We start from the raw sequence: 25,197 nt of genomic DNA, 5'->3' as shown, positions 1-25,197 counted from the left end.
GTCAGGACTCCTCATGGCCTGGTTCTGGTTCACGGTCCCACGACAGACGCGGATCAAATGTCATCGCAGAAAACATTGTCATAATGACGACTAAAGCAAACATCAAAGCACCCATTGCAGGATAAATGTTCATTAACCCTCCCATGCGTACCAGCGCAGAGAGTACCGCAATCACAAAGACGTCGATCATTGACCAGCGACCGACAAATTCCACAACTTCATAAATCAGGTGCATACGTTCGCTGTCGCGTTTGCCGTGGCCTTTGGCATCCCAACATAACCAGGCAATGGCGATCATTTTCAACGTCGGCACCATAATACTGGCGATAAAAATAACCGCAGCCACCGGATACGAGCCTTCGCTCCAGATTAAAACCACCCCCTCAAGTATCGTTGATGGCAGCTTTGACCCGAGCAGATCGGTAATCATAATCGGCAAAATATTGGCAGGAAGATAAAGCATGATTGACGTAAACAGTAATGCCAACGTCCATTGCAGACTGTTTTTACGCCGCACATATCCTTTCGTCTGGCAGCGCGGACACACCCGTTCATCAGCGGGAAGAATCGCGGTGCAGCAAGAGCAGGAACGCAGTCCCTGTCGAATGCCGGGCACGCCTGGTTTTAACTCCTGCTTAATCACTGGCATTGGCGCAATATCATCCCACAGCCAGCGACGGTCAACGCACTGGAATGCGCGCAGTTGCAAAACGCAAAAGAAGCACCACGGAATAAAGCTGCTGCCCACGCCAATATCGCCGTAAGCCATAAGCTTAACGAAGCTGACCAGCACACCGGCGAGGAAGATTTCCGCCATCCCCCAGCTTTTTAACTGGAACAGGACGCGTGCAAGACCCGCCTTAAGTCTGGCGGGCATCTGCACCCGATTCACCAGCAGCAGGATAGTCAGCAGGCAAAACGCGGGGACCAACTGCACGAATAATAAAAAGAAGGTGCCGAGACTGGCGTAGTCTTCAGAAAAGAGAACGCTGGGGATCTCCAGCAACGTCACTTCGCTGCTCACCCCTGCGACGTTCATATTCACAAAGGGGAAGAGGTTTGACAGAAGCAGCATGAATAATGCTGCTAATACATAGGCGGTAGGACGCTGTCGCGGCGCGTCCCACTCAACCGTTAACGTAGTGCCACATCGTGGACATGCCGCTTTTTGACCATGCTCAAGGCGAGGTAACGCCACCAGCATGTCACACTGCGAGCACAAAATATGCTTCGCGGCATGGTGATGTTCGCACATATGTGCTCCTTTAAATTATGCGCCGTTCTTCAAAGATTCAAGATACTCCCAGCGCTCAAAGGCTTGCTCAAGTTCTTGTTCCGCTTCGTTCAGATTAGCTAATACCTGCTGTGTTTGCTCATGTGGCTGACTGAAAAAAGCGGCGTCAGCAACCTGCGCTTGTAGCCTTTCCAGTTTAGCTTCCAGTTCTTCAAGCTGAGCGGGGAGCTGCTCCAGTTCGCGCTGCAGTTTATAGCTTAGTTTGCTCGTGCCACGTTTGACAATTTCTGCTTTAGGAGCAACAGCTTCCTCTGTTTTTTTCGCGACCGGTTGTTTAAACGCCACATACTGAGATTGCTGGCTGCGCGCGTCATGATAACCTCCGACATAACGACCAATTTTACCACCGCCCTCGAAGATCCAGCACTCAGTTACAGTATTATCCACAAACTGACGGTCGTGGCTTACCAGCAGTACAGTCCCCTGATAGCTATCAATTAGTTCTTCAAGCAGTTCCAGCGTTTCGACGTCAAGATCGTTCGTTGGTTCATCAAGAATCAAAAGATTGCTGGGTTTCAGAAAAAGACGCGCCAACAGCAGGCGATTTCGTTCCCCACCAGAGAGCGCTCGCACTGGCGTCATCGCGCGTTTCGGATGAAACAGGAAGTCCTGCAGATAACCCAGCACATGGCGAGGTTTACCGTTAACCATCACCTCTTGCTTACCTTCAGCCAGGTTGTCCATCACGGTTTTATCGGGATCCAGTTCGGCGCGGTGCTGATCGAAATAGGCCACTTCCAGCTTGGTGCCGACGTGAATGCGTCCACTGTCAGCCTGAAGCTGGCCTAACATCAGCTTCAGCAGCGTTGTTTTGCCGCAGCCGTTCGGTCCGATTAGCGCAATTTTGTCGCTGCGCTGTACCTGTGCGGAGAAATCTTTTACCAGCTGCTTTCCATCAACCTGGTAATCCACGTTCTCCATTTCGAAAACAATCTTGCCTGAACGGCTCGCCTCTTCGACCTGCATCTTCGCCGTGCCCATCACTTCGCGGCGTTCGCCACGCTCGCGACGCATGGCTTTCAGTGCGCGCACGCGGCCTTCATTACGGGTACGGCGCGCTTTGATCCCCTGACGGATCCAGACCTCTTCCTGCGCCAGCTTGCGGTCAAACTCTGCATTTTGTAACTCTTCTACGCGCAGCGCTTCTTCTTTTTCCAGCAGATACTGATCGTAATTCCCCGGATAAGTCACCAGCTTGCCACGATCGAGGTCGACGATACGCGTCGCCATATTTCGTATAAATGAACGGTCATGGGAAATGAAGATGATTGTCCCATTGAAGGATTTCAGGAACCCTTCCAGCCAGTCGATGGTTTCAATATCCAGGTGGTTTGTTGGTTCATCCAGCAGCAGTACACGCGGATTGCTCACTAACGCGCGGCCCAGCGCCGCTTTACGCAGCCAACCGCCTGAAAGCGAAGAAAGTGCGGCGTTTGGATCCAGCCCCAACTGCTCCAGCACTTCATTAATACGGCTTTCGAGCTGCCACAGATTGTGATGATCGAGCATTTCCTGAACCCGCGCCATCTCATTCAGATTTCTGTCGCTCGGATCAGTCATCACCAGACGCGAAATATCGTGATAACGTTTGAGATACTCGGCCTGCTCTTCGATACCCTCGGCAACGAAATCATACACGCTGCCTTCAACATTACGCGGCGGATCCTGTTGCAGACGCGCCACAACCAGATCCTGCTCATAAATGATACGCCCGTCGTCAAGCCCCTGCTCACGGTTCAGGATCTTCATCAGCGTCGATTTACCTGCGCCGTTACGGCCAACCAGACAGACGCGTTCGTTATCTTCGATATGCAGTTCTGCATTATCAAGAAGCGGCGCATCGCTGAACGACAGCCATGCACCATGCATACTGATCAATGACATTTATTTATCCTTTCAGGCTGCGGTAATCAGCCAGCAATTGTGGATCTGACGGTTACGGGCAAAATCCTGGGAAAGCGTTTTTTGGGTAATTTCTTGTGCTTTCAATCCCAGTTCAGCCAAACCGTCGAGATCCATACGGAACCCACGTTTGTTGTTGGAGAACATGATCGTGCCGTCTTTACGCAGCAGACGTTTCAGATCTTTCATCAGCGCCAGATGATCGCGCTGCACATCAAACGAATCTTCCATACGTTTTGAGTTAGAGAACGTCGGCGGATCGATGAAAATCAGATCAAACTGTTCATTCGCATCACGCAGCCAGCCCAGGCAATCGGCCTGAATTAAACGGTGAGCGCGACCGCTCAATCCGTTCAGGCGCAGGTTACGTTCCGCCCATTCCAGATAGGTACGCGACATATCGACCGTCGTGGTGCTACGCGCACCGCCCAATCCTGCATGTACGCTGGCGCTACCGGTGTAGGAAAACAGGTTGAGGAAGTCCTTACCTTTACTCATCTGCCCCAACATGCGGCGCGCAATACGGTGATCGAGGAATAAACCCGTATCAAGGTAGTCAGTCAGGTTAACCCACAGGCGCGCGTTGTACTCGCTTACCTCAATGAATTCACCCTTCTCATTCATCTTCTGATACTGATTCTTGCCTTTCTGACGCTCACGGGTTTTCAGCACCAGTTTGTTTGGCGCGATTTCCAGTACTGACAGCGTGGCGGCAATGATGTCGAACAGGCGTTGACGTGCTTTTTGCGCATCAACCGTCTTCGGCGGTGCGTATTCCTGAACCACGACCCAATCACCGTAACGATCTACTGCAACGTTGTATTCCGGCAGGTCAGCGTCATACAGGCGATAGCATTCAATGCCTTCCTGACGCGCCCATTTTTCCAGCTTCTTAATATTCTTGCGCAGGCGGTTGGCATAATCTTCCGCGACCGTGGCAGGCTTGCTGTCCGCAGTGGTCTCTGCAACGTGATAATTCTTCTGCACACAATCCAGCGGACCGTTTTTCGCTTTGAACTGCTTGTCGGCACGTAATTGCAGGCTGCTGAGCAGATCCGGCGAGGCGCTGAACAGCGACAAATTCCAGCCGCCAAACTGGTTTTTCATCGTACGGCCCAGCAGGCTGTGCAGGGCAATCAGCGCCGGTTCGCTGTCCAGACGTTCGCCGTAAGGCGGGTTACTGATAACTGTCCCATACGGTCCTTTCGGCAGCGGATTGCTCAGTTTGGCGACATCTTTCACGTCAAACGTCATCAGATCGGCGATACCGGCGCGGCGAGCATTACTACGCGCTTTTTCAATCACGCGCGCATCGCTATCGGATCCATAAAAATGCGAGGTATAGTCAGCCAGTCCCTTACGCGCACGCACCTGCGCTTCGGCTTTAACTTCTTGCCAGACAACTTCGTCGTGTTGCGCCCAACCGCTGAAGCCCCAGTATCCACGGTGCAGACCCGGCGCGCGATCGGTCGCCCACATTGCCGCTTCAATCAGCAGCGTGCCGGAACCACACATCGGATCGAGTAACGGGGTTCCCGGCTGCCAGCCAGAACGCATAACAATTGCCGCGGCCAACGTCTCTTTAATCGGTGCCTGACCCGCGCGATCGCGATAGCCACGCTGATGCAAACCGTCACCGCTCAGATCGAGCGCAATGCTGGCAGTATCTTTGTTCAACCAGACGTTGATGCGCAGATCCGGAGATTCACGATCCACATTCGGACGCGGCATATTTTTGCGGGTAAAGGCATCGACAATCGCATCCTTGACCTTCAGCGCGCCGTACTGGCTGTTACGAATGGTCTCGTTCAGTCCGCTAAAATGGACGGCAAACGTAGCACCAGGGTTAAATATCTCTGTCCAGTCGATTGCCTGAACACCGAGGTACAGATCAAGATCGCTGTAGACCTTGCACTCTCCCATCGGCAGGATAATGCGCGAGGCCAGGCGGCTCCACATCAGGCTCTGGTAAACAAGCCGCGTGTCGCCCTTAAAATGGACCCCACCCTGAACGACCTGACACTCCAGCGCGCCGAGGTTTTCCAGTTCAGTTTTTAACAGCTCTTCCAGCCCGCGGGCCGTACTGGCAAACAGAGAATTCATAATGTCACTTTTACTCCAAGAAAATTGCTGCGCATTATAGCTAATATGGGCTGTATGTCATAAAGTTGAAGGCTTATTTTCATTCGAGGGGATGTACAGTGGTCACGTTAACCCGACTTTTTATTCATCCGGTTAAATCAATGCGCGGCATTGGGCTTACGCATGCCCTGGCAGATATTAGCGGTCTCGCCTTTGATCGCATATTTATGATCACTGAACCTGACGGAACGTTCATAACCGCCCGCCAGTTCCCACAAATGGTCCGTTTTACGCCTTCCCCATTCCACGATGGACTGCATCTTGCAGCTCCAGATGGCAGCAGCGCGCTCGTGCGATTTGCCGACTTCGCTCTCCAGGATGCACCAACAGAAGTATGGGGAAACCATTTTACCGCGCGTATTGCGCCAGCGGCTATCAACCAGTGGCTTAGCGGCTTTTTCTCCCGTAACGTGCAGTTACGCTGGGTCGGACCGCAGCTGACGCGCCGTGTAAAACGCCATGTTGATGTTCCTTTATCCTTCGCTGATGGTTATCCCTATCTGCTGGCCAACGAAGCATCCCTGCGCGATCTGCAACAGCGCTGTCCGGCAAGCGTCAAAATGGAACAGTTTCGCCCCAATATAGTAGTTTCGGGAGCTGGTGCCTGGGAAGAAGATACCTGGAAAGTGATTCGTATTGGCGACGTCATTTTTGATGTAGCAAAACCCTGTAGCCGCTGTATTTTCACGACAGTTAGCCCGGAAAAAGGCCAGAAACATCCATCCGGTGAACCGCTTGCCACATTGCAAACCTTCCGCACTGCGGTAGATAACGGCGATGTCGATTTCGGTCAGAATCTTATCGCGCGTAACAGTGGCGTTATTCGCGTCGGCGATGAGGTAGAAATTTTGGCAACCGGCCCCGCCAGAGCGTACGGCGCGGCTGAATCAGACGAAACTACACCCGAACAACAACCTGATGCCACGTTGCTTATTGACTGGCAGGGACAGACCTTTCGCGGAAATAATCAGCAGGTATTGCTTGAGCAGTTGGAAAACCAGGGTATCCGGGTTCCCTATTCATGCCGGGCAGGCATTTGCGGATGCTGTCGAATTCGGCTGGTAGAAGGCGAAGTTAGCCCGTTGAAGAAATCAGCGATGGGGGACGACGGAACGATTCTGTGCTGCAGCTGTATTCCCAAAACGGCAATCAGGCTGGAGAGCTAAACCGCCTGCTCAAGGCTGAAACTGTCAACAACGGCCTGCGGTTTCAGTCTGTCATTCATTATTTTAATCGCATCGCCAAGCTGCATCGTACGCCCGGCGATAACCACGCCAGGTTGCGCAAGCAGGCAAAGCGCGGCGTTTTCACCCGGCTCAACCACTAACAGGTTTACCTGTTCATCGGTATCGCTTAAATCAACACAGGCTGCGTCACCCACGACCGGCGACCAGTTAATACCGTGTGCGACAAAGTGCCAGCTTTTTGGCATTTGCGGTTTGAGATAACGAATCGCCACCAGCGCATTAAGCACCAGTTCCGCTTTTTGTTCTTTGGCTAAATCCAGGTAGCGACATTTTTCTTCAAAGGAAAAATAAAGCGCGGCGTCATCAACACAAAAACCTGACGGAGAAAATGCATCAGGAGTGAGCATTTTACGAGCAAAACGCGAACGGAATAACATGCCATTGGCTAAATCGAGCATCATTCGATCGTGCTCTTCATCATAATACCAGCGCCAGTTATCGTCGGGTTTAATTCGCATCAGTTTCTCTCCTTTCCTTAATCATCACCGTTACGACAGTATCCTTTTGCCGCTTCGTTTATTGCCCTAATAATAAAAGCTCAGAATGTTTAAATAAGCAACAGTAAAGGAATATAAAACAACCAGGGCTAGAAATAAAGCCCTGGTTTGTGATTAAGGTAGCATTCAGATATTGCTGACGATTTCTTTTATCAACGGCGGACCTTTAAAAATAAAGCCCGAATAAATCTGTACGAGGGTTGCACCAGCAGCTATTTTCTCACGTGCAGCAATCACCGAGTCGATACCACCAACACCAATAATCGGCAGCTGACCTTTTAATTCCTGAGACAACTGGCGAATAATTTCTGTACTTTTTAATTGCAACGGTCGACCGCTCAGACCACCCATTTGATCGCAATTTTTCATTCCCTGAACAAGAGAACGATCGAGGGTGGTGTTAGTCGCAATTACGCCATCAATATTATGACGAACTAAACTATCGGCGACCTGGATCAGTTCTTCCACAGAAAGATCCGGCGCGATCTTTACCGCCACCGGAACATATTTATGGTGGATCGCTTGCAGATCGTTTTGCTTATTTTTAATTGCCGTCAGGAGATCGTCCAGCGCCTCGCCGTATTGTAGCGTACGTAATCCCGGCGTATTCGGCGAAGAGATATTAATCGCGATATAGCCAGCATAAGCATAGACTTTTTCCATACAAATCAGATAGTCATCTTTGCCGTTCTCTACTGGGGTATCTTTGTTCTTACCAATATTAATACCCAGAATACCGTCGAAATGTGATTTTTTAACGTTCTCAACCAGGTTATCAACCCCGTGGTTATTAAACCCCATGCGGTTGATCAAACCTTCTGCATCGACCAGACGGAACAGACGCGGTTTATCGTTACCCGGCTGAGGGCGTGGCGTCACGGTACCAATCTCAATGGAACCAAATCCCATCGCGCCGAGCGCATCAATGCACTCCCCGTCTTTATCCAGTCCGGCAGCAAGCCCGAGCGGATTTTTAAACGTCAACCCCATACAGGTAACCGGTTTTGCCGGTACTTTCTGGCGCACAAGCGCTTCAAGCGGTGTGCCGGTAATGCGACGTAATTGCTGGAATGTCAATTCATGAGCGCGCTCTGGATCGAGCTGAAAAAGGGCTTTACGAACGAAGGGGTAGTACATGAACTCTCCTGGATTCCCGGTGTGCAAACCGGGGGCGTATTATGTGCGATCGCGAGCAAAAAGGGAATTGACCTGCGGCAATAAATAGCAATCGTTTTCCTCGCCTCTGCCTTTTTATTCAATTTCCAACTTTTCTATCCCGTATAAATCATTTCGATAAGCTAAATCTCTCTGCCAGACTGCTCAAATTGTTATCAATGTTAACCAAAAGCAAACAATTAGTTATAAGGGGAGAATGAAATTATGCGCGTCATCACTCTGGCGGGGAGCCCTCGCTTTCCCTCTCGATCCAGTGCGTTACTGGAATATGCCCGAGAAAAACTTCACGGTCAGGATGTCGAAATCTTTCACTGGAACCTGCACAATTTTGCCCCGGAAGACCTGATCTATGCTCGTTTCGACAGTCCGGCGCTGAACACATTTATCGAACAATTGCAGGATGCAGACGGGCTGATTGTCGCAACACCAGTCTATAAAGCCGCTTACTCTGGCGCCCTGAAAACCCTGCTCGACCTACTCCCCGAGCGGGCGCTGGAAGGGAAAGTGGTTTTGCCGTTGGCGACCGGCGGCAGCGTGGCGCATTTACTTGCCGTCGATTACGCGCTGAAACCGGTACTGAGCGCATTAAAGGCCCAGGAGATCCTGCACGGTGTGTTTGCCGATGATTCACAGGTGATTGATTATCAGCATAAACCTCAGTTTACGCCCAACCTTCAGCAGCGTCTGGACAGTGCGCTCGATACCTTCTGGCTGGCGTTGCATCGTCGCGATGTCCAACTTCCTCAACTGAACACCCTGCGAGGTGCCGCTCATGCTTGATTTTCTCAGGCGTCACACGTCATGGCTGGCACTGACCGGGTTGTTGTCGCTGTCAACGCTGGGGCATGCCGCAGAATCGGCCCCCGATGCTCTGCGTATTGGTTACCAGAAAGGAAGCGTCAGTATGGTGCTGGCCAAAAGCCATCAGCTACTCGAGAAACGCTATCCGCAGACTAAAATCTCGTGGGTCGAATTCCCGGCTGGACCGCAAATGCTGGAAGCACTCAATATCGGCAGTATCGATCTCGGCAGTACCGGTGACATTCCGCCGATTTTCGCCCAGGCAGCCGGGGCCGATCTGGTTTACGTGGGCGTCGAGCCGCCCAAACCGAAAGCCGAAGTGATTCTGGTGCCAAAAAATAGCCCGATCCAGAGCGTCGCGCAGCTTAAAGGACATAAAGTCGCCTTCCAGAAAGGCTCCAGCGCCCACAATTTACTGCTCCGGGCGCTGCAACAGGCCGGACTGAAATTTACCGATATTCAACCGACGTATCTGACTCCCGCCGATGCGCGAGCGGCCTTTCAGCAAGGAAACGTGGATGCGTGGGCTATCTGGGATCCCTATTATTCCGCCGCGTTACTGCAAGGTGATGTACGCGTACTGAAAGACGGCTCAGACCTCAAGCAAACCGGTTCGTTTTATCTCGCCGCCCGTCCTTATGCCGAGAAAAATGGCGCTTTTGTACTTGGCGTACTGGATACCTTTAGCCAGGCCGATGCGTTAACGCTCAGTCAGCGCCAGCAAAGCATTACCCTGCTGGCCAAAACCATGGGGCTGCCCGAACCGGTGATTGCGTCTTATCTGGATCACCGTCCGCCAACCACCATTGTGCCAGTCAACGCCTCTGTTGCTGCCCTGCAACAACAAACCGCCGATCTGTTTTATGACAACCGTTTGGTGCCGAAAAAAATCGATATTCGCCAGCGTATCTGGCAACCCACTCAGCAGGCAGGAGAAAAATTATGAGTCTGAATATGTTCTGGTTTTTACCCACCCACGGTGACGGTCATTATCTTGGAACGGAAGAAGGTTCGCGCCCGGTCGATCACAGTTATCTGCAACAAATCGCGCAAACGGCCGATCGTCTTGGATTTACCGGCGTCCTGATCCCAACCGGTCGCTCTTGCGAAGATGCCTGGCTGGTCGCCGCTTCGATGATCCCGGTCACCCAGAGATTAAAGTTTCTGGTCGCGCTGCGCCCAAGCGTCACCTCGCCAACGGTTGCCGCACGTCAGGCTGCGACGCTCGACAGACTCTCAAATGGCCGGGCGTTATTTAACCTGGTGACCGGCAGCGATCCGCAGGAGCTGGCAGGTGACGGCGTGTTCCTCGATCACACAGAACGATATGAAGCCTCTGCTGAATTTACTCAGGTCTGGCGGCGCTTGCTGCAAGGTGAAACGGTGGATTTCAACGGCAAACATATTCATGTTCGCGGCGCGAAGCTGTTTTTCCCTCCCGTACAACAACCCCGGCCACCACTTTATTTCGGCGGCTCATCTGATGTCGCACAAGACCTTGCTGCCGAGCAGGTTGATCTTTATCTGACCTGGGGCGAGCCGCCGGAACAGGTGAAAGCGAAGATTGAACAGGTGCGGGCCAAAGCAGCGGCGCTCGGGCGCAAGATCCGCTTTGGTATTCGTCTGCATGTGATCGTACGGGAGACAACCCACGAGGCGTGGCAGGCAGCGGATCGTCTGATAGCCCACCTTGATGACGACACCATTGCCAAAGCCCAGGCCGCCTTCTCAAGAACGGATTCGGTTGGTCAGCAGCGAATGGCTGCACTGCACAATGGTAAACGCGACAAACTGGAAATTAGTCCGAACCTGTGGGCAGGCGTTGGACTGGTACGCGGTGGTGCGGGTACCGCGCTGGTCGGAGATGGTCCGACTGTCGCGGCGCGTATCAACGAGTATGCCGCGCTGGGAATCGACAGCTTTGTGTTGTCCGGATACCCACATCTGGAAGAGGCATACAAGGTTGGCGAGCTGCTGTTCCCGCATCTGGATGTTGCTATACCGGAAATTCCGCAGCCGCAATACCTGCAACAACAAGGTGAAGCGGTGGCAAACGAATTTATCCCGCGCAAAGTCCCGCAAAGCTAAGGAGCGGCTAATGGCAACGCCGAAAAACAGGTGGTTATTACGCCTCGCGCCCTGGTTTTTACCGGTAGGTTTGGTGGCGCTCTGGCAGCTCGCATCTTCAATGGGCTGGCTGTCCACTCGCATTCTGCCCTCTCCGGAAGGTGTTATCGAAGCTTTCTGGACGCTTTCCGCCAGCGGCGAGCTTTGGCAGCATCTGGCCATCAGTTCCTGGCGCGCGCTGATCGGATTCTCCATCGGTGGATCGATTGGCCTGACACTGGGACTTATCAGCGGTCTTTCGCGTTGGGGAGAACGCCTGCTGGATACCTCGGTGCAGATGCTGCGTAACGTACCGCATCTGGCGCTGATCCCGCTGGTGATTTTGTGGTTCGGCATTGATGAATCCGCCAAGATCTTTCTCGTGGCGTTGGGCACGCTGTTCCCAATTTACATCAACACCTGGCATGGGATCCGTAGTATCGATCGTGGGCTGGTAGAAATGGCGCGCAGCTATGGATTATCCGGCTTTTCACTGTTTGTTCATGTGATCCTCCCCGGCGCCCTGCCCTCGATTATGGTCGGCGTGCGTTTTGCTCTCGGGCTGATGTGGCTGACGCTGATTGTGGCGGAAACCATTTCTGCCAATGCCGGTATTGGTTACCTGGCGATGAACGCCCGCGAATTTCTGCAAACCGATGTGGTCGTGGTGGCCATTATTCTCTACGCCCTGCTCGGCAAACTTGCCGACGTCAGCGCCCAACTGCTGGAGCGAGTCTGGCTACGCTGGCATCCGGCTTACCATGTAAAGGAGGCTACCGTATGAATACCGCTCGCCTGAACCAGGGTACACCGCTGTTGCTGAGCGCCGTGACAAAACAATACGCCGCCAATACAGTGCTCAATCAATTAGATTTGCATATTCCGGCCGGACAGTTTGTTGCCGTGGTTGGCCGCAGCGGCGGTGGTAAAAGTACGTTGCTGCGTCTGCTGGCAGGGCTGGAATCGCCGACCTCAGGCGCATTACTTGCCGGAACCACCCCACTGGCGGAAATTCAGGATGATACGCGTATGATGTTCCAGGATGCGCGTCTGCTGCCATGGAAGACGGTTATCGATAATGTGGGCCTGGGTCTGAAAGGTCAGTGGCGCGATGCGGCCCGAGATGCGCTGGCCGCAGTTGGGCTGGAGAGTCGTGCTCACGAATGGCCGGCTGCGCTATCCGGTGGACAAAAACAGCGTGTAGCCCTGGCACGGGCATTAATTCATCGCCCCGGTTTGCTGCTGCTGGATGAACCCCTCGGCGCTCTGGATGCCCTAACCCGCCTTGAAATGCAGGATCTGATCGTCTCTTTATGGCAAGAGCACGGCTTTACCGTACTGCTGGTCACTCATGACGTCAGTGAAGCGGTGGCAATGGCCGATCGCGTGTTGCTGATTGAGGACGGAAAAATCGGGTTGGATCTGACGGTGGATATTCAGCGCCCCCGCCGTTTGGGATCGGTACGGTTATCCGATCTGGAAGCGGAAGTGTTGAACCGGGTTATGAAACGCGGCGAGACGGAACAACCGATTCTTCGACATGGATAACCGCTCAGAAAACCAGGCCCGGTAGCGCTTACCGGGCCTTTTGCCGGATGGCGGCGTTACCGCCTTATCCGGCCTACTAAACTACAGGTCAACGTTTCAGGCTAACGCTTTGTCAATCTTCTCGAACAGATCGCCGGAGAGATTCTCCAGACCTTTCAGCTGTTCCAGCGCCGCACGCATTTTCGCCTGACGTTTTGCATCATAACGTTTTAAGCGAATCAGCGGCTCAATCAGACGTGACGCCACCTGCGGGTTACGACTATTAAGCTCAGTCAACATGTCGACCAGGAACTGATATCCACTACCATCTTCCGCATGGAATGCCGCCGGGTTGCTACCTGCAAAGGCACCGATCAGCGAACGGATTCGGTTCGGGTTACTCATACTGAAAGAGCGATGCTTCAGCAGGCCGCGTACCGTTTCCAGCACGTTTTTCGCCGGGCTGGTGGATTGCAGGATAAACCATTTGTCCATCACCAGACCGTCATGGTGCCACTTATCGTCATACTCCTGCATTAGCGCGTCGCGACAAGGTAGCTGCGCCGCCACTGCCGCGGATAGCGCCGCCAGCGCATCGGTCATATTGTTCGCTTCACGATACTGCTTGCTTACCAGCGTGTCAGCCAGATGGGTTTCGCCAAAGGCCAGGAAACGTAGGCAGGCGTTACGCAGCGTACGCTTGCCAATATCGGCATGCTCAACGCGGTACTCATCAAGATGATTAGCGTTATAGATGGCAAGGAATTCATCTGCCAGCTCGGCCGCCAGCGTGCGGGTTAACGCTTCGCGTACTTCGGTTATCGCCACCGGATCGATGATGTCGAACAGTTCGGCTATTTCATTTACTGAAGGCAGCGTCAGGATCTCTGCCGCCAGCGCCGGATCGATTTTCTCATCCAGTAAAATTGCGCGGAATGCATCAGCCACGTGTACCGGCAGCGACAGCGGTTGTCCCTGCTGATGACGGGCAACGTTAAGCTTAATATAGGTCGCCAGCAGGCTTTGCGCCGCGTCCCAACGAGAGAAATCGTTACGCGCATGACGCATCAGGAAGGTCAGCTGCTGATCGCTCCATTTGTATTCCAGTTTTACCGGCGCGGAGAATTCGCACAGCAGCGCCGGAACCGGCTGGAAGTAGACGTTATCAAAGACAAACGTCTGCTCTGCCTGGGTGACGTTGAGTACAGAATTCACCGGGTGTCCGCCTTTTTGTAGCGGGATCACTTTCCCTTCGTTGTCATACAACTCGAGGGCGAAAGGAATATGCAGCGGCTGTTTTTCGGCCTGATCCGGCGTGGCCGGCGTGCGCTGGCTGATAGTCAGCGTGTACTGCTCAGTTGACGGATTGTAGTCATCACGCACGGTCAGAATCGGCGTACCGGACTGACTGTACCAGCGGCGGAAATGCGAGAGATCGACGTTGGACGCATCTTCCATCGCCTGCACGAAATCATCACAGGTGGCAGCACTGCCGTCGTGACGCTCAAAGTACAGTTGCATCCCTTTCTGGAAATTATCCTCACCCAGCAGGGTGTGGATCATACGAATCACTTCAGCGCCCTTTTCGTACACGGTCAGGGTATAGAAGTTGTTCATTTCGATGACCATATCCGGACGGATAGGATGCGCCATTGGGCTGGCATCCTCGGCAAACTGCAGGCCACGCATGGTACGCACATTGCTGATCCGGTTTACCGCACGTGAGCCGAGATCGGAACTGAACTCCTGATCGCGGAACACGGTTAACCCTTCTTTCAGGCTCAACTGGAACCAGTCGCGACAGGTCACGCGGTTGCCGGTCCAGTTGTGGAAATACTCATGACCGATGACGCGCTCAATATCGAGGTAGTCTTTGTCGGTGGCGGTATCGGTACGTGCCAGCACATATTTGGAGTTAAAGATGTTCAGACCTTTATTCTCCATCGCGCCCATGTTGAAGAAATCCACAGCGACAATCATATAGATGTCGAGGTCATACTCGAGGCCAAAGCGCTCTTCATCCCATTTCATGGAGTTTTTCAGCGAGGTCATCGCCCACGGAGCGCGGTCAAGGTTGCCGCGATCGACGTACAGTTCCAGCGCTACTTCACGCCCGGAACGGGTAGTAAAGGTGTCGCGAAGAACGTCGAAATCGCCGGCTACCAGCGCAAACAGATAGCACGGTTTCGGGAACGGGTCCTGCCACTGTACCCAGTGACGACCATTTTCCAGTTCCCCCTGCGCCACACGGTTGCCGTTAGAGAGCAGGAACGGATATTGGGTTTTATCGGCGATAATTTTGGTGGTAAAACGCGCCAGGACATCAGGCCTGTCGAGATACCAGGTAATATGACGGAAACCTTCCGCTTCACACTGGGTGCACAGCGCGTCGCCGGACTTGTACAGTCCTTCCAGCGCGGTATTGGCCGCTGGGCTAATTTCATTCACGATACGCAGCGTAAAACGTTCCGGCAACTGACTAATGACCAGAGCGCCCTCTTCTTCTTTATATTCTGTCCACGGCTCGTCGTTCACGTGGATCGACACCAGGGTCAGATCTTCGCCATTCAGGCGCAGGGGCACATCGGACGCGCCATGACGGACAGCCTGGCTCACTGCGGTGACCACGGTTTTTTCAGCATCCAGGTCAAAGGTCAAGTCAATATCAGTAATCTGGTAATCCGGCGCACGATAGTCGTGACGGTATTTGGCTTGTGGCTGTTGTGTCATAAAAAAACCTTTAGCATCTTTAATAGAGTCTCGGCTTCAGTCTATTCCTGTTGCGTAAATCGCGCTACGCAGAATGTTCATCTTTTCAGGCACAAACACCCTTTTTGCTACATTTTCATAACACGTGGCACGAATTGCCCTCGACCAGAAAGAGAGCTTATGGTGTGATCGGGGTTCAATAAATCGCTAAACAGGGTATACTCCAGCGGTTTTCTTAGTTGTTTATTGTACTAAACGCTCCCGTGAGAGGATGCTACTGCGCACCTATGACACAATTCGCTTCTCCTGTTCTGCACTCGCTGCTGGATACAGACGCTTATAAGTTGCATATGCAGCAAGCCGTTTTTCACCACTACTATGATGTACAAGTAGCGGCTGAATTTCGTTGCCGTGGCGATGACCTGCTCGGTATTTATGCCGATTCTATTCGTGAGCAGGTGAATGCTATGCAGCACCTGCGACTGCAGGAGGATGAGTACCAGTGGCTCTCCGGCCTGCCTTTCTTTAAAGCTGATTACCTCACCTGGTTACGTGATTTCCGCTATAACCCGGAACAGGTTTGCGTCACCAATGATAACGGCAAGCTAAACATCCGCTTAACCGGTCCGTGGCGTGAAGTGATCATGTGGGAAGTCCCGCTGTTAGCGGTGATTAGCGAACTGGTACACCGTTACCGTTCACCTGAATCAGGCGTCCCGCAGGCACTCGATGAGCTGGAAAGCAAACTAGTAGAATTCTCTGCTTTAACGAAAGATGTCGATATGTCCCGCTTCCATTTGATGGATTTCGGTACGCGTCGTCGTTTTTCGCGCGAAGTACAGCAGGCTATCGTTAAACGCCTGCAGCAAGAGCCCTGGTTTGTCGGCACCAGTAACTACGATCTGGCCCGCCGCCTGTCATTAACCCCAATGGGTACGCAGGCGCATGAGTGGTTCCAGGCTCATCAGCAAATCAGTCCAGAACTTGCCACCAGCCAGCGCGTAGCCCTGGCAGCCTGGTTAAATGAATACCCTGATCAACTCGGCATTGCATTGACCGATTGCATCACCATGGACGCATTTTTACGCGACTTTGGCGTTGAGTTCGCTACCCGCTACCAGGGGTTACGCCATGACTCAGGCGATCCGGTGGAATGGGGTGAAAAAGCCATCGCTCATTATGAAAAACTGGGTATTGATCCGCTGAGCAAAACGCTGGTCTTCTCAGATAATCTCGATCTGAAAAAAGCGATTGAACTCTACCGCCACTTCTCTTCCCGCGTACAGTTGAGTTTTGGTATTGGGACACGGCTAACATGCGACATTCCGCAGGTTAAGCCACTCAATATTGTGATCAAGCTGGTGGAATGTAACGGCAAACCGGTGGCGAAGTTATCTGACAGCCCGGGTAAAACCATCTGCCACGATAAAGCATTTGTTCGTGCACTGCGCAAAGCCTTCGATCTCCCGCATATCAAAAAAGCCAGTTAAGCCTTCCAGGGAGCCATTTTGGCTCCCTTTTTCGCGTTTATTTCCGAAATCTTTCACTCCAGCTACGAATTCTGCTTGTCTGATTGCAGATGCCAGGTAACATAGGTATCCCCCCATTACGGGTGGACATGTGTTTATATATCCGACTATTAACAGAGAGAATATTATGAGCGTTGTGCCTGTAGCCGACGTACTCCAGGGCCGCGTAGCCGTTGACAGCGAAGTCACCGTGCGCGGATGGGTGCGTACCCGCCGAGATTCAAAAGCTGGCATCTCCTTCCTCGCCGTTTATGACGGTTCCTGCTTTGATCCTGTACAGGCCGTCATCAATAATTCTCTGCCCAATTACAATCAGGACGTACTGCGCCTGACGACGGGTTGTTCAGTTATCGTAACGGGTAAAGTCGTTGCATCTCCTGGACAAGGACAGAGCTTTGAAATTCAGGCCACTGAGGTTGAAGTAACGGGCTGGGTTGAAGATCCTGACACTTACCCAATGGCAGCTAAGCGTCACAGCATTGAGTATCTGCGTGAAGTGGCGCACATGCGTCCGCGTACCAACATGATTGGTGCGGTAGCGCGTGTACGTCATACGCTGGCGCAAGCTCTGCATCGTTTCTTCCACGAGCAGGGTTTCTTTTGGGTATCGACTCCGTTGATCACCGCTTCCGATACGGAAGGTGCCGGTGAAATGTTCCGTGTTTCTACGCTGGATCTGGAAAACCTGCCGCGTAACGATCAGGGCAAAGTCGATTTCGACAAAGACTTCTTTGGTAAAGAAGCCTTCCTGACCGTTTCCGGTCAGCTGAACGGTGAAACCTACGCCTGCGCCCTGTCTAAAATTTATACTTTTGGCCCGACATTCCGTGCAGAAAACTCTAACACCAGTCGTCACTTGGCAGAGTTCTGGATGCTGGAACCAGAAGTGGCTTTTGCTGACCTGAATGATGTTGCAGGCCTGGCTGAAGCGATGCTGAAGTACGCGTTTAAAGCCGTACTGGCAGAGCGTGCGGATGATATGAAATTCTTCGCCGAACGTGTCGACAAGGACGCGATTTCACGCCTGGAACGTTTCATTGACGCTGACTTCGCGCAGGTGGATTACACCGACGCGGTAAGCATTCTGGAAAAATGCGGTAAACAGTTCGAAAACCCTGTTTACTGGGGTGTGGATCTGTCTTCTGAGCATGAACGTTACCTTGCTGAAGAGCACTTTAAAGCGCCGGTGGTAGTGAAAAACTACCCGAAAGATATCAAAGCGTTTTATATGCGCCTTAACGAAGACGGTAAAACCGTTGCTGCAATGGACGTACTGGCCCCGGGAATCGGTGAAATCATCGGTGGTTCTCAGCGTGAAGAGCGCCTGGACGTGCTGGATGCCCGTATGCTGGAAATGGGTCTGAACAAAGAGGATTACTGGTGGTATCGCGACCTGCGTCGCTACGGTACCGTTCCGCATTCCGGCTTCGGATTGGGCTTCGAGCGTCTGATCGCTTACGTCACCGGCGTACAGAACGTCCGTGATGTTATTCCGTTCCCGCGTACTCCACGTAACGCCACCTTCTAAACGTGCGTTATTGTTTCAAAGGCCAGCATTGCTGGCCTTTTTTATACCCTTTTCGTGCTATCTGGATACCCATCTCACGTTAAACACAACCTTTCAATCCCCTCCACCTGTTACGTAATATTTCATCGCAATACATTTGCACAAAAAATAATCAGCAATTTTATTGTGGATTAGCATTTTCTGATTAAATAGTACATTTTTTAACCTCTCACACGGCATTCCAGACGTCCAAAAATCGTTACCTGTAAAATCCGAACTTTCCGGCATAACGGATAAAAAATGACCTTAGCAAAATTAAACATAAGAAAATCATATAAATAGAAATAAAAACGAGAATTTTAAGCGCAGGGGCATTCGAAGTTTGACGCTGTTCACAAAGTTGCACAAAAATAACATCTTGTTACACATTTTTTCTTTTTGAAACTAAATCTTTATATTTGTAGCACTTTGACGGTAGCGAAACGGTAGTTTGAATGGAAAGATGCCTGTCAGACACATAAAGACACCAAACTCTCATCAATAGTTCCGTAAATTTTGATTGACGGAATTTATTGGCGGCAGTGGCAGGTGTCATATAAAAACCGATGAGGGTAATAAATAATGATGAAGCGCAATATTCTGGCAGTGGTTATCCCTGCTCTGCTGGTAGCCGGGGCAGCTAACGCTGCAGAAGTTTATAACAAAGATGGCAACAAGCTGGATGTATACGGTAAAACCGTAGGTCTGCACTATTTTTCTGATAACGCTGGCAACGATGGCGATCAGACTTATGCCCGTCTTGGTTTCAAAGGGGAAACTCAGATTAATTCCGATCTGTCCGGTTACGGTCAGTGGGAATACAACTTTGCCGGTAATAACTCTGAAGGCGGCAGCGACGCTCAGAACGGCAACAAAACCCGTCTGGCATTTGCTGGTCTGAAATATGCCGATCTGGGCTCTTTCGACTACGGTCGTAACTACGGTATCGTTTACGATGCACTGGGTTACACCGATATGCTGCCAGAATTTGGTGGTGATACCGCATACAGCGACAACTTCTTCGTTGGCCGTGTGGGTGGTGTTGCAACCTACCGTAACTCTAACTTCTTCGGTCTGGTTGACGGCCTGAACTTCGGTATCCAGTATCTGGGTAAAAACGAGCGTGATGGCAATACCGGTCGTTCTAACGGTGACGGCGTTGGCGGTTCTGTAAGCTACGAAATGGATGGCTTCGGTATCGTTGGTGCTTACGGTGCAGCTGACCGTACCAACGCGCAGGAAAACTCCTTCTACGCTAACGGCGGCAAAAAAGCTGAGCAGTGGGCAACTGGCGTTAAATACGATGCTAACAACATCTACCTGGCAGCGAACTACGGTGAAACCCGTAACGCAACTCGCATCTCAGGTGCCGGAAACAGTGGCTTCGCCAACAAAACTGAAGATTTCTTTGTTGTCGCTCAGTACCAGTTCGATTTCGGTCTGCGTCCATCCCTCTCCTACAACAAATCTAAAGCGAAAGACGTAGAAGGCGTGGGTAACGAAGATCTGGTTGACTACATTGAAGTAGGCGCTACCTACTACTTCAACAAAAACATGTCCACCTATGTTGACTACCAGATCAACCAGATCGACTCTGATAACAAACTGGGCGTGAACTCTGACGACACCGTAGCAGTCGGTATCGTTTACCAGTTCTAATAGCAGACCTCTTTGTTAAATGCCTATAAAACAGGACTTCGGTCCTGTTTTTTTATATCTGCTAGCGAATTCTTGCGTCTTAAAAAAACACCTCAGCTTTTCGTCAGTAACGGTTGGCATTTTGTAAATCTACCGTTAACCTGATAGCGGACTTCCCTTCTGTAATCACTATGGAACCTCGTCATGTTTGAGAACATTACCGCCGCTCCTGCCGACCCCATTTTGGGTCTGGCTGATTTGTTTCGTGCCGATGACCGCCCTGGAAAAATAAACCTCGGGATCGGTGTATATAAAGATGAGACAGGCAAAACGCCGGTGCTGACCAGCGTTAAAAAAGCCGAGCAATATATACTGGAAAATGAAACCACCAAAAATTACCTTGGCATTGACGGTATTCCAGAGTTTGGTCGCTGCACTCAGGAACTACTGTTTGGTAAAGAAAGTTCGCTGATCAACGATAAGCGTGCACGTACCGCACAGACCCCTGGCGGCACTGGTGCACTGCGTGTGGCAGCTGATTTCCTGGCAAAAAATACGTCGGCTAAACGCGTATGGGTGAGCAATCCAAGCTGGCCGAACCATAAGAGCGTCTTTAACTCTGCAGGCCTGGAAGTTTGTGAATACAACTATTACGATGCAGCAAACCACTCGTTAGATTTTGATGCGCTGCTGGCAAGCCTCAGCGAAGCGCAGGCTGGCGACGTAGTGCTATTCCACGGCTGCTGCCATAACCCTACCGGCATCGATCCTACGCTGGAACAGTGGCAAACACTGGCTCAGATGTCTGTCGAAAAAGGTTGGTTACCGCTGTTTGACTTCGCATACCAGGGCTTTGCCCGTGGTCTGGAAGAAGATGCAGAAGGTCTGCGCGCATTTGCGGCTCTGCACAAAGAGCTGATCGTTGCCAGCTCCTACTCCAAGAACTTTGGACTGTACAATGAGCGTGTAGGCGCCTGTACGCTGGTTGCTGCCGATGCTGAAACCGTTGACCGTGCGTTCAGCCAAATGAAATCAGCCATTCGCGCTAACTATTCCAACCCACCAGCACACGGTGCATCCGTAGTGGCCACGATTCTGAGCAACGACGCGCTGCGTGCCATCTGGGAACAGGAACTGACTGATATGCGCCAGCGCATTCAGCGCATGCGTTTACTGTTTGTGAATACGTTGCAAGAGAAAGGTGCAAACCGCGACTTCAGCTTTATCATCAAACAGAACGGCATGTTCTCGTTTAGCGGCCTGACCAAAGAGCAGGTTCTGCGTCTGCGTGAAGAGTTTGGTGTCTACGCTGTCGCTTCCGGACGCGTAAACGTGGCAGGAATGACGCCAGACAACATGGCGCCGCTGTGCGAAGCGATTGTTGCAGTACTGTAATCTATCGCGCACAAAAAAGGCCGCAAATGCGGCCTTTTTATTTATTAAACGAATTACCAGACAGGCATTTCATCTTGCAGGAACGGGTTATGTAGCCGTTCGTTACCCAGCGTAGAAAGTGGGCCGTGCCCCGGAATAAACGTTACGTCATCGCCTAACGGCAATAGTTTACGTTTAATCGAATCGATCAGTTGGCTGTGATCACCGCGCGGGAAATCGCTGCGCCCTACGCCACCTTTGAAAATCACGTCACCAGAAATCAGTAACTTTGATTGCTCATCAAAGAAGACCACATGTCCCGGTGTATGACCCGGACAATGCAGAACCTGTAACGTCACGTTGCCAACGCTTATCCTGTCACCTTCATTCAACCAGCGATCGGGCGTCAGCGGCTCACAATCGCCCAGGCCAAACATGCGGCTCTGAGCAGGGAGTCCCTGTAACCAGAACTCATCTTCTTTTTCCGGGCCAATAACCGGTACACCATAATGCTGTGCCAGTTCAGCCGTCGCACCTACGTGATCAAGATGACCATGGGTAAGCAGGATCTGCATAAGCGTCAGACCGCTGGCATCCACTTCCTGTTTGATTTTCTCGGCATCGCCGCCGGGATCGACCAGCGCGGCCAGACGAGTCTGCTCACACCAGATTAGCGAGCAGTTCTGGGCGAATGCAGTGACCGGAATAATACGATAGTTCATACAGCTCCTGTTTCATTAAGCTTATGGATCACCAGTGCCGTGCAGGGCCGGTGTCAATATGCACAAAGTTACTGCTGGGGTAGTATCCTACACCACCTGCGCGCATAGATAACGCAGCTTTGCGAATATTACTTAATGCGATGCCTTCAATATGGAAATCCATGGCCTGACCTTTAGTGTGGTAGCTTTTCTTGGCCACACCACGGCTACGTGCACGGAGTTCATTATTGGTATCGATAGAGCGATAGCCTGAAATCAGCTGTACGGGTTTACGCGTGCCCAGCAGGCCCTGCAGACGGAAGAGTTGATCAAACAGTCCCGGGTCAATGGATTTCACTTTATTGGCCCGAAAATCACGGAAAAAGTGGTTAAGTTTTGCTAATTCGTCCTGAATATAGCCCCTGCCATCAAAAAACTCTGCTTTTATTGACTCACCGGTATGCAGGTTATTCAGAGTCAATATACGCGGACGTGGGGTAGAGAGTGTTGCAAACGCAGGCGTAGGCAAGATGGCAGCGCCGAGGGCAATACCACCAAGCGCCAGCAGTTTGCGGCGATTAGCGTCAAATTTGTCCATGGTATTAAGGTCTACAAGGTCAATGTTATCGTATGTATGCTCTAGCGCACGCGGGAAACCTTATCTGGCTAAGTAGTCCACGTCAAGGCTCCCAACCCCAGGAAATACGGGGCTCACAGCCATTTTGCCCCGTTTCCAGCATAACTTACGACAATCATTTTCCTCGAACTGCTTCATTTATCTGATTAATTGCTCGGCTTTTGACACAATTTGTGCGCTGGATCGCGCTGTCAGATCGTAATTGTAAATATCTGTACGATACTGCGTGCGCCCATCAGGGCCGACAAATGCGGTCAGATAGTAGAGGTTGACCGGGATATTCTGGCGAATATTCACGTACCGCGTATCCCCTTGCTTCAGGGCATCCGAGATGCGCGTATCATTCCAGCCCGCATCCTGTAGCAGCATATTTGCCAGCTCAGAGGCCTTATTCACCCGCACGCAGCCGGAGCTTAATGCCCGCGTATCCTTCTGGAACAGATTGTGGTTCGGCGTGTCGTGCAGATAAATAGCGTCCGAACTCGGCATGTTGAATTTATAGCGTCCGAGCGAGTTACGCGCTCCCGGAGCCTGCTGGAAGCGGAACGGCAGATTGGAGGCAGTGATGGTAGCCCAGTCTACCTGCCACGGATCTATCGTTTCTTTGCTGTTCCAGCCGCGCATCACGGTATAACCGTGACGCTCAAGATACCCCGGATCATTCCAGACCTTAGGCAGGATATCTTTTCGGGCCAGCGTTGGCGGCACGTTCCACGGTGGGTTAACGACCACGTTATTCAGCGCACTGCTCATCATCGGCGTTTTACGATCGGGACGCCCGACAATAACGCGCGAGGCCAGCACCTGATTGCCATTCTGATAATAAACCAGCGAATAGGCAGGAATGTTCACCATGATACCGGTAGACAGCTCACTCGGCAGCAGGCGCAAGCGCTGAATATTTAACGCCAGCACGCCCGCACGCTGAGCAGGCGTCACGTTCAGCCAGTCACGTGTGGCTGGGCCAATCGCGCCATCTGCGCCAAGTCCCTGCCACGTCTGAAAACGCTTTACCGCATCAACCAATTCACGATCGTAGGTGCCACGACCTTCTTTGCCAGACGTACTGACGGCAGGCTCCAGCATCCCGGTTCGGCGCAAAATTTCACGCAGCGCGGGGATGTCATTACTCCACTCCCCCGGACGCAGCGTTGCTGTACTGGTGAGCTGCGGCCAGGGACGTGTATCGCCCACCAGCTTGAGCAGTGATTCATGCATGGCTGCATACTGCGGATGTTGAGGCGCAAGGCTGGCCACAAATGAAGTCAGTTGACCGTTATCCAGTGCGACCTGCCACTGGTTGATGACGGAAATCGGCGGCGTCGTTAGCGCATAGGGCTTATCGCTGTAAAGCCAGCGATTACCTTTGACAGGGATGTTAGCAATAAAGTGCAGATACCCCATCATCGCATCAGAGAGCACGATGTCTCTCGCCTGACCGGTTACTGCCGGGTCAGTCAGAAGTGCAACCCAGGTAGTGAACTGCGGCTGAAAGCCGGCAATTGCAACCTCGGCTAACTGTTGCTGAAATGCCTTTACCGCATCACGATTTTCCCACATCGGCTTCATTTCGCGTGCGGCATACAGCAGTTCCAGCTGGCTCATGTAAACCGGCGTATAACCTGCTGGCAGTTGAGAGTGTATTTCGGCGCGGGCTTTATCGACAGACACGCCTTCTGGCAGCGGTTGAATATCCGCCATGATAGCCGTCGCAGAAGATTGAACCTGCGGCTGCGATAACGCTGTTGGCTGTTCACTGACGGTCGCAGAGCTATCGCCAGGGATCATTTCAGGCTCATCGGCCTGAGCATTGAACAGTGGAGCGAATGTTACGGCCAGGCACAAACTGATTGCCGACAGCCGACGACCACACATTTTATTAAGCAACATCCCTTGCCCCCTGTTTTCTTTATCATACTCTGAATAGCCAGGCCGTCTGTATTCCCCTTTATTCTGACGAGGGTCGGACCTGTAAAACGCCAATACAAACTGAAGTATGACGAGCAAGCCTGTGACGCGTTAGGCTCACCTTTAGTATATAAACATCAAAAACTTTTTGCCTAACCTAATGTAAAGAAGTCTAAAGAAATTACACCAGGCATGAAGTCTTTTCGGAAAAAGATAAGGCGGCCATGTAGCCGTAATGCCAGTCAGTTAGCGCCTCAGTTTCAGTAAACTGGCGGAGGTAAAGAACATGCTATCTCGGTAATAGAGTTCCGTTCACCTCATGCTCATTGTTTCTCTGAAACACGGATTCCCGTGAACGTGTAAAGGGCGTTCTCCGCCACGCCCTTTACAATCCCGGCTCCCGGCGGGAAAATTGTTGCTACGCAATACCCTCCGCTTATTCCTCCTGGCTACCGGGCCGGGC

The 25,197-nt window shown here is 51.9% G+C and carries 19 protein-coding genes; 10 read left to right on the top strand and 9 right to left on the bottom strand.

Annotation, left to right across the window (positions count from 1 at the left end; translation table 11 throughout):
• Position 1 precedes the first annotated feature (1 nt).
• Genes pqiA through rlmKL form a run of 3 tightly spaced genes read right to left on the bottom strand, consistent with a single transcriptional unit; the run spans position 2 to position 5,299 of the window.
• Entirely contained in the window at positions 2–1,255 is a 1,254-nt protein-coding gene (pqiA, locus tag OGY13_RS21380) for a membrane integrity-associated transporter subunit PqiA (RefSeq protein WP_032942902.1), read from the bottom strand.
• Positions 1,256–1,270: 15 nt separating this feature from the next.
• Positions 1,271–3,178 carry an ABC transporter ATP-binding protein gene (locus OGY13_RS21375; protein ID WP_008784281.1) on the bottom strand — a complete coding sequence of 636 codons (1,908 nt, stop codon included), beginning with the start codon at positions 3,176–3,178 and terminating at the stop codon, positions 1,271–1,273.
• Between the two features lie 12 nt (positions 3,179–3,190).
• Positions 3,191–5,299, bottom strand: a complete 2,109-nt coding sequence (gene rlmKL, locus OGY13_RS21370) for a bifunctional 23S rRNA (guanine(2069)-N(7))-methyltransferase RlmK/23S rRNA (guanine(2445)-N(2))-methyltransferase RlmL (RefSeq protein WP_191214939.1) — start codon at positions 5,297–5,299, stop codon at positions 3,191–3,193.
• 98 nt (positions 5,300–5,397) lie between these two features.
• Between rlmKL and OGY13_RS21365 the strand changes: the two genes are divergently transcribed.
• On the top strand, positions 5,398–6,504 hold the full coding sequence (locus OGY13_RS21365; protein ID WP_186413547.1) for a YcbX family protein: 1,107 nt from the start codon (positions 5,398–5,400) through the stop codon (positions 6,502–6,504).
• On the opposite strand, the gene zapC is transcribed toward OGY13_RS21365, so the two are convergent.
• Complete coding sequence (gene zapC / locus OGY13_RS21360) at positions 6,501–7,043, bottom strand: cell division protein ZapC (protein ID WP_003035852.1); 543 nt, start codon at positions 7,041–7,043, stop codon at positions 6,501–6,503. The genes OGY13_RS21365 and zapC overlap by 4 nt on opposite strands.
• A 165-nt stretch (positions 7,044–7,208) precedes the next feature.
• Entirely contained in the window at positions 7,209–8,219 is a 1,011-nt protein-coding gene (gene pyrD, locus OGY13_RS21355; protein ID WP_003831973.1) for a quinone-dependent dihydroorotate dehydrogenase, read from the bottom strand.
• 243 nt (positions 8,220–8,462) lie between these two features.
• Between pyrD and ssuE the strand changes: the two genes are divergently transcribed.
• Genes ssuE through ssuB form a run of 5 tightly spaced genes read left to right on the top strand, consistent with a single transcriptional unit; the run spans position 8,463 to position 12,713 of the window.
• Positions 8,463–9,038, top strand: coding sequence for an NADPH-dependent FMN reductase (gene ssuE / locus OGY13_RS21350; RefSeq protein ID WP_032942900.1), 576 nt, complete (start codon positions 8,463–8,465; stop codon positions 9,036–9,038).
• Positions 9,031–10,005 carry a sulfonate ABC transporter substrate-binding protein gene (locus OGY13_RS21345; RefSeq protein WP_048235698.1) on the top strand — a complete coding sequence of 325 codons (975 nt, stop codon included), beginning with the start codon at positions 9,031–9,033 and terminating at the stop codon, positions 10,003–10,005. The genes ssuE and OGY13_RS21345 overlap by 8 nt, the downstream gene beginning before the upstream one ends.
• Entirely contained in the window at positions 10,002–11,147 is a 1,146-nt protein-coding gene (gene ssuD, locus OGY13_RS21340; protein WP_286637860.1) for an FMNH2-dependent alkanesulfonate monooxygenase, read from the top strand. Before OGY13_RS21345 ends, ssuD begins: the two co-directional genes overlap by 4 nt.
• 10 nt (positions 11,148–11,157) lie before the next feature.
• Positions 11,158–11,949 carry an aliphatic sulfonate ABC transporter permease SsuC gene (gene ssuC / locus OGY13_RS21335; protein ID WP_048235702.1) on the top strand — a complete coding sequence of 264 codons (792 nt, stop codon included), beginning with the start codon at positions 11,158–11,160 and terminating at the stop codon, positions 11,947–11,949.
• Positions 11,946–12,713 carry an aliphatic sulfonates ABC transporter ATP-binding protein gene (gene ssuB, locus OGY13_RS21330; protein WP_008784274.1) on the top strand — a complete coding sequence of 256 codons (768 nt, stop codon included), beginning with the start codon at positions 11,946–11,948 and terminating at the stop codon, positions 12,711–12,713. Before ssuC ends, ssuB begins: the two co-directional genes overlap by 4 nt.
• A gap of 96 nt (positions 12,714–12,809) precedes the next feature.
• Here ssuB and pepN read toward each other — a convergent pair whose 3' ends face one another.
• Positions 12,810–15,422, bottom strand: a complete 2,613-nt coding sequence (gene pepN, locus OGY13_RS21325; protein WP_213752053.1) for an aminopeptidase N — start codon at positions 15,420–15,422, stop codon at positions 12,810–12,812.
• A gap of 266 nt (positions 15,423–15,688) precedes the next feature.
• On the opposite strand from pepN, the gene pncB reads away from it, so the two are divergent.
• From pncB to aspC, 4 genes are all read left to right on the top strand, one after another.
• Entirely contained in the window at positions 15,689–16,891 is a 1,203-nt protein-coding gene (gene pncB, locus OGY13_RS21320; RefSeq protein WP_003836860.1) for a nicotinate phosphoribosyltransferase, read from the top strand.
• 166 nt (positions 16,892–17,057) lie between these two features.
• Entirely contained in the window at positions 17,058–18,458 is a 1,401-nt protein-coding gene (gene asnS / locus OGY13_RS21315; protein WP_020996514.1) for an asparagine--tRNA ligase, read from the top strand.
• Between the two features lie 600 nt (positions 18,459–19,058).
• The gene (gene ompF / locus OGY13_RS21310) at positions 19,059–20,135 is read left to right on the top strand and encodes a porin OmpF (RefSeq protein WP_048235705.1); all 1,077 of its coding nucleotides are present in this window, start codon (positions 19,059–19,061) and stop codon (positions 20,133–20,135) included.
• A gap of 183 nt (positions 20,136–20,318) precedes the next feature.
• The gene (gene aspC / locus OGY13_RS21305; RefSeq protein WP_003831950.1) at positions 20,319–21,509 is read left to right on the top strand and encodes an aspartate transaminase; all 1,191 of its coding nucleotides are present in this window, start codon (positions 20,319–20,321) and stop codon (positions 21,507–21,509) included.
• A 53-nt stretch (positions 21,510–21,562) separates the two neighbouring features.
• Here aspC and OGY13_RS21300 read toward each other — a convergent pair whose 3' ends face one another.
• The 3 genes from OGY13_RS21300 to ldtD form a co-directional block, all read right to left on the bottom strand.
• Positions 21,563–22,210, bottom strand: coding sequence for an MBL fold metallo-hydrolase (locus OGY13_RS21300; RefSeq protein ID WP_213752054.1), 648 nt, complete (start codon positions 22,208–22,210; stop codon positions 21,563–21,565).
• A 28-nt stretch (positions 22,211–22,238) separates the two neighbouring features.
• Positions 22,239–22,787, bottom strand: a complete 549-nt coding sequence (gene mepK, locus OGY13_RS21295) for a peptidoglycan L,D-endopeptidase MepK (protein WP_003831948.1) — start codon at positions 22,785–22,787, stop codon at positions 22,239–22,241.
• Positions 22,788–22,964: 177 nt separating this feature from the next.
• Positions 22,965–24,716 carry a L,D-transpeptidase gene (gene ldtD, locus OGY13_RS21290; protein ID WP_213752055.1) on the bottom strand — a complete coding sequence of 584 codons (1,752 nt, stop codon included), beginning with the start codon at positions 24,714–24,716 and terminating at the stop codon, positions 22,965–22,967.
• Positions 24,717–25,197: the final 481 nt, after the last annotated feature.

This window comes from Citrobacter sp. Cpo045 (assembly GCF_030332875.1).
Classification (GTDB): domain Bacteria; phylum Pseudomonadota; class Gammaproteobacteria; order Enterobacterales; family Enterobacteriaceae; genus Citrobacter; species Citrobacter portucalensis.
The sequence above is the reverse complement of the archived record's forward strand: the minus strand, read 5'-3'. Positions and strand labels throughout refer to the sequence as shown.

Excerpts from the sequence above, each read along its gene's own strand:
- ssuC (WP_048235702.1), top strand. The coding sequence starts at position 11,158 with ATGGCAACGCCGAAAAACAGGTGGTTATTACGCCTCGCGCCCTGGTTT.
- pncB (WP_003836860.1), top strand. The coding sequence starts at position 15,689 with ATGACACAATTCGCTTCTCCTGTTCTGCACTCGCTGCTGGATACAGAC.
- zapC (WP_003035852.1), bottom strand. The coding sequence starts at position 7,043 with ATGCGAATTAAACCCGACGATAACTGGCGCTGGTATTATGATGAAGAG.
- OGY13_RS21375 (WP_008784281.1), bottom strand. The coding sequence starts at position 3,178 with ATGTCATTGATCAGTATGCATGGTGCATGGCTGTCGTTCAGCGATGCG.
- OGY13_RS21300 (WP_213752054.1), bottom strand. The coding sequence starts at position 22,210 with ATGAACTATCGTATTATTCCGGTCACTGCATTCGCCCAGAACTGCTCG.
- ldtD (WP_213752055.1), bottom strand. The coding sequence starts at position 24,716 with ATGTTGCTTAATAAAATGTGTGGTCGTCGGCTGTCGGCAATCAGTTTG.
- asnS (WP_020996514.1), top strand. The coding sequence starts at position 17,058 with ATGAGCGTTGTGCCTGTAGCCGACGTACTCCAGGGCCGCGTAGCCGTT.
- ssuD (WP_286637860.1), top strand. The coding sequence starts at position 10,002 with ATGAGTCTGAATATGTTCTGGTTTTTACCCACCCACGGTGACGGTCAT.
- ssuB (WP_008784274.1), top strand. The coding sequence starts at position 11,946 with ATGAATACCGCTCGCCTGAACCAGGGTACACCGCTGTTGCTGAGCGCC.
- OGY13_RS21345 (WP_048235698.1), top strand. The coding sequence starts at position 9,031 with ATGCTTGATTTTCTCAGGCGTCACACGTCATGGCTGGCACTGACCGGG.
- pyrD (WP_003831973.1), bottom strand. The coding sequence starts at position 8,219 with ATGTACTACCCCTTCGTTCGTAAAGCCCTTTTTCAGCTCGATCCAGAG.
- ssuE (WP_032942900.1), top strand. The coding sequence starts at position 8,463 with ATGCGCGTCATCACTCTGGCGGGGAGCCCTCGCTTTCCCTCTCGATCC.
- mepK (WP_003831948.1), bottom strand. The coding sequence starts at position 22,787 with ATGGACAAATTTGACGCTAATCGCCGCAAACTGCTGGCGCTTGGTGGT.
- pepN (WP_213752053.1), bottom strand. The coding sequence starts at position 15,422 with ATGACACAACAGCCACAAGCCAAATACCGTCACGACTATCGTGCGCCG.
- rlmKL (WP_191214939.1), bottom strand. The coding sequence starts at position 5,299 with ATGAATTCTCTGTTTGCCAGTACGGCCCGCGGGCTGGAAGAGCTGTTA.
- aspC (WP_003831950.1), top strand. The coding sequence starts at position 20,319 with ATGTTTGAGAACATTACCGCCGCTCCTGCCGACCCCATTTTGGGTCTG.
- ompF (WP_048235705.1), top strand. The coding sequence starts at position 19,059 with ATGATGAAGCGCAATATTCTGGCAGTGGTTATCCCTGCTCTGCTGGTA.
- pqiA (WP_032942902.1), bottom strand. The coding sequence starts at position 1,255 with ATGTGCGAACATCACCATGCCGCGAAGCATATTTTGTGCTCGCAGTGT.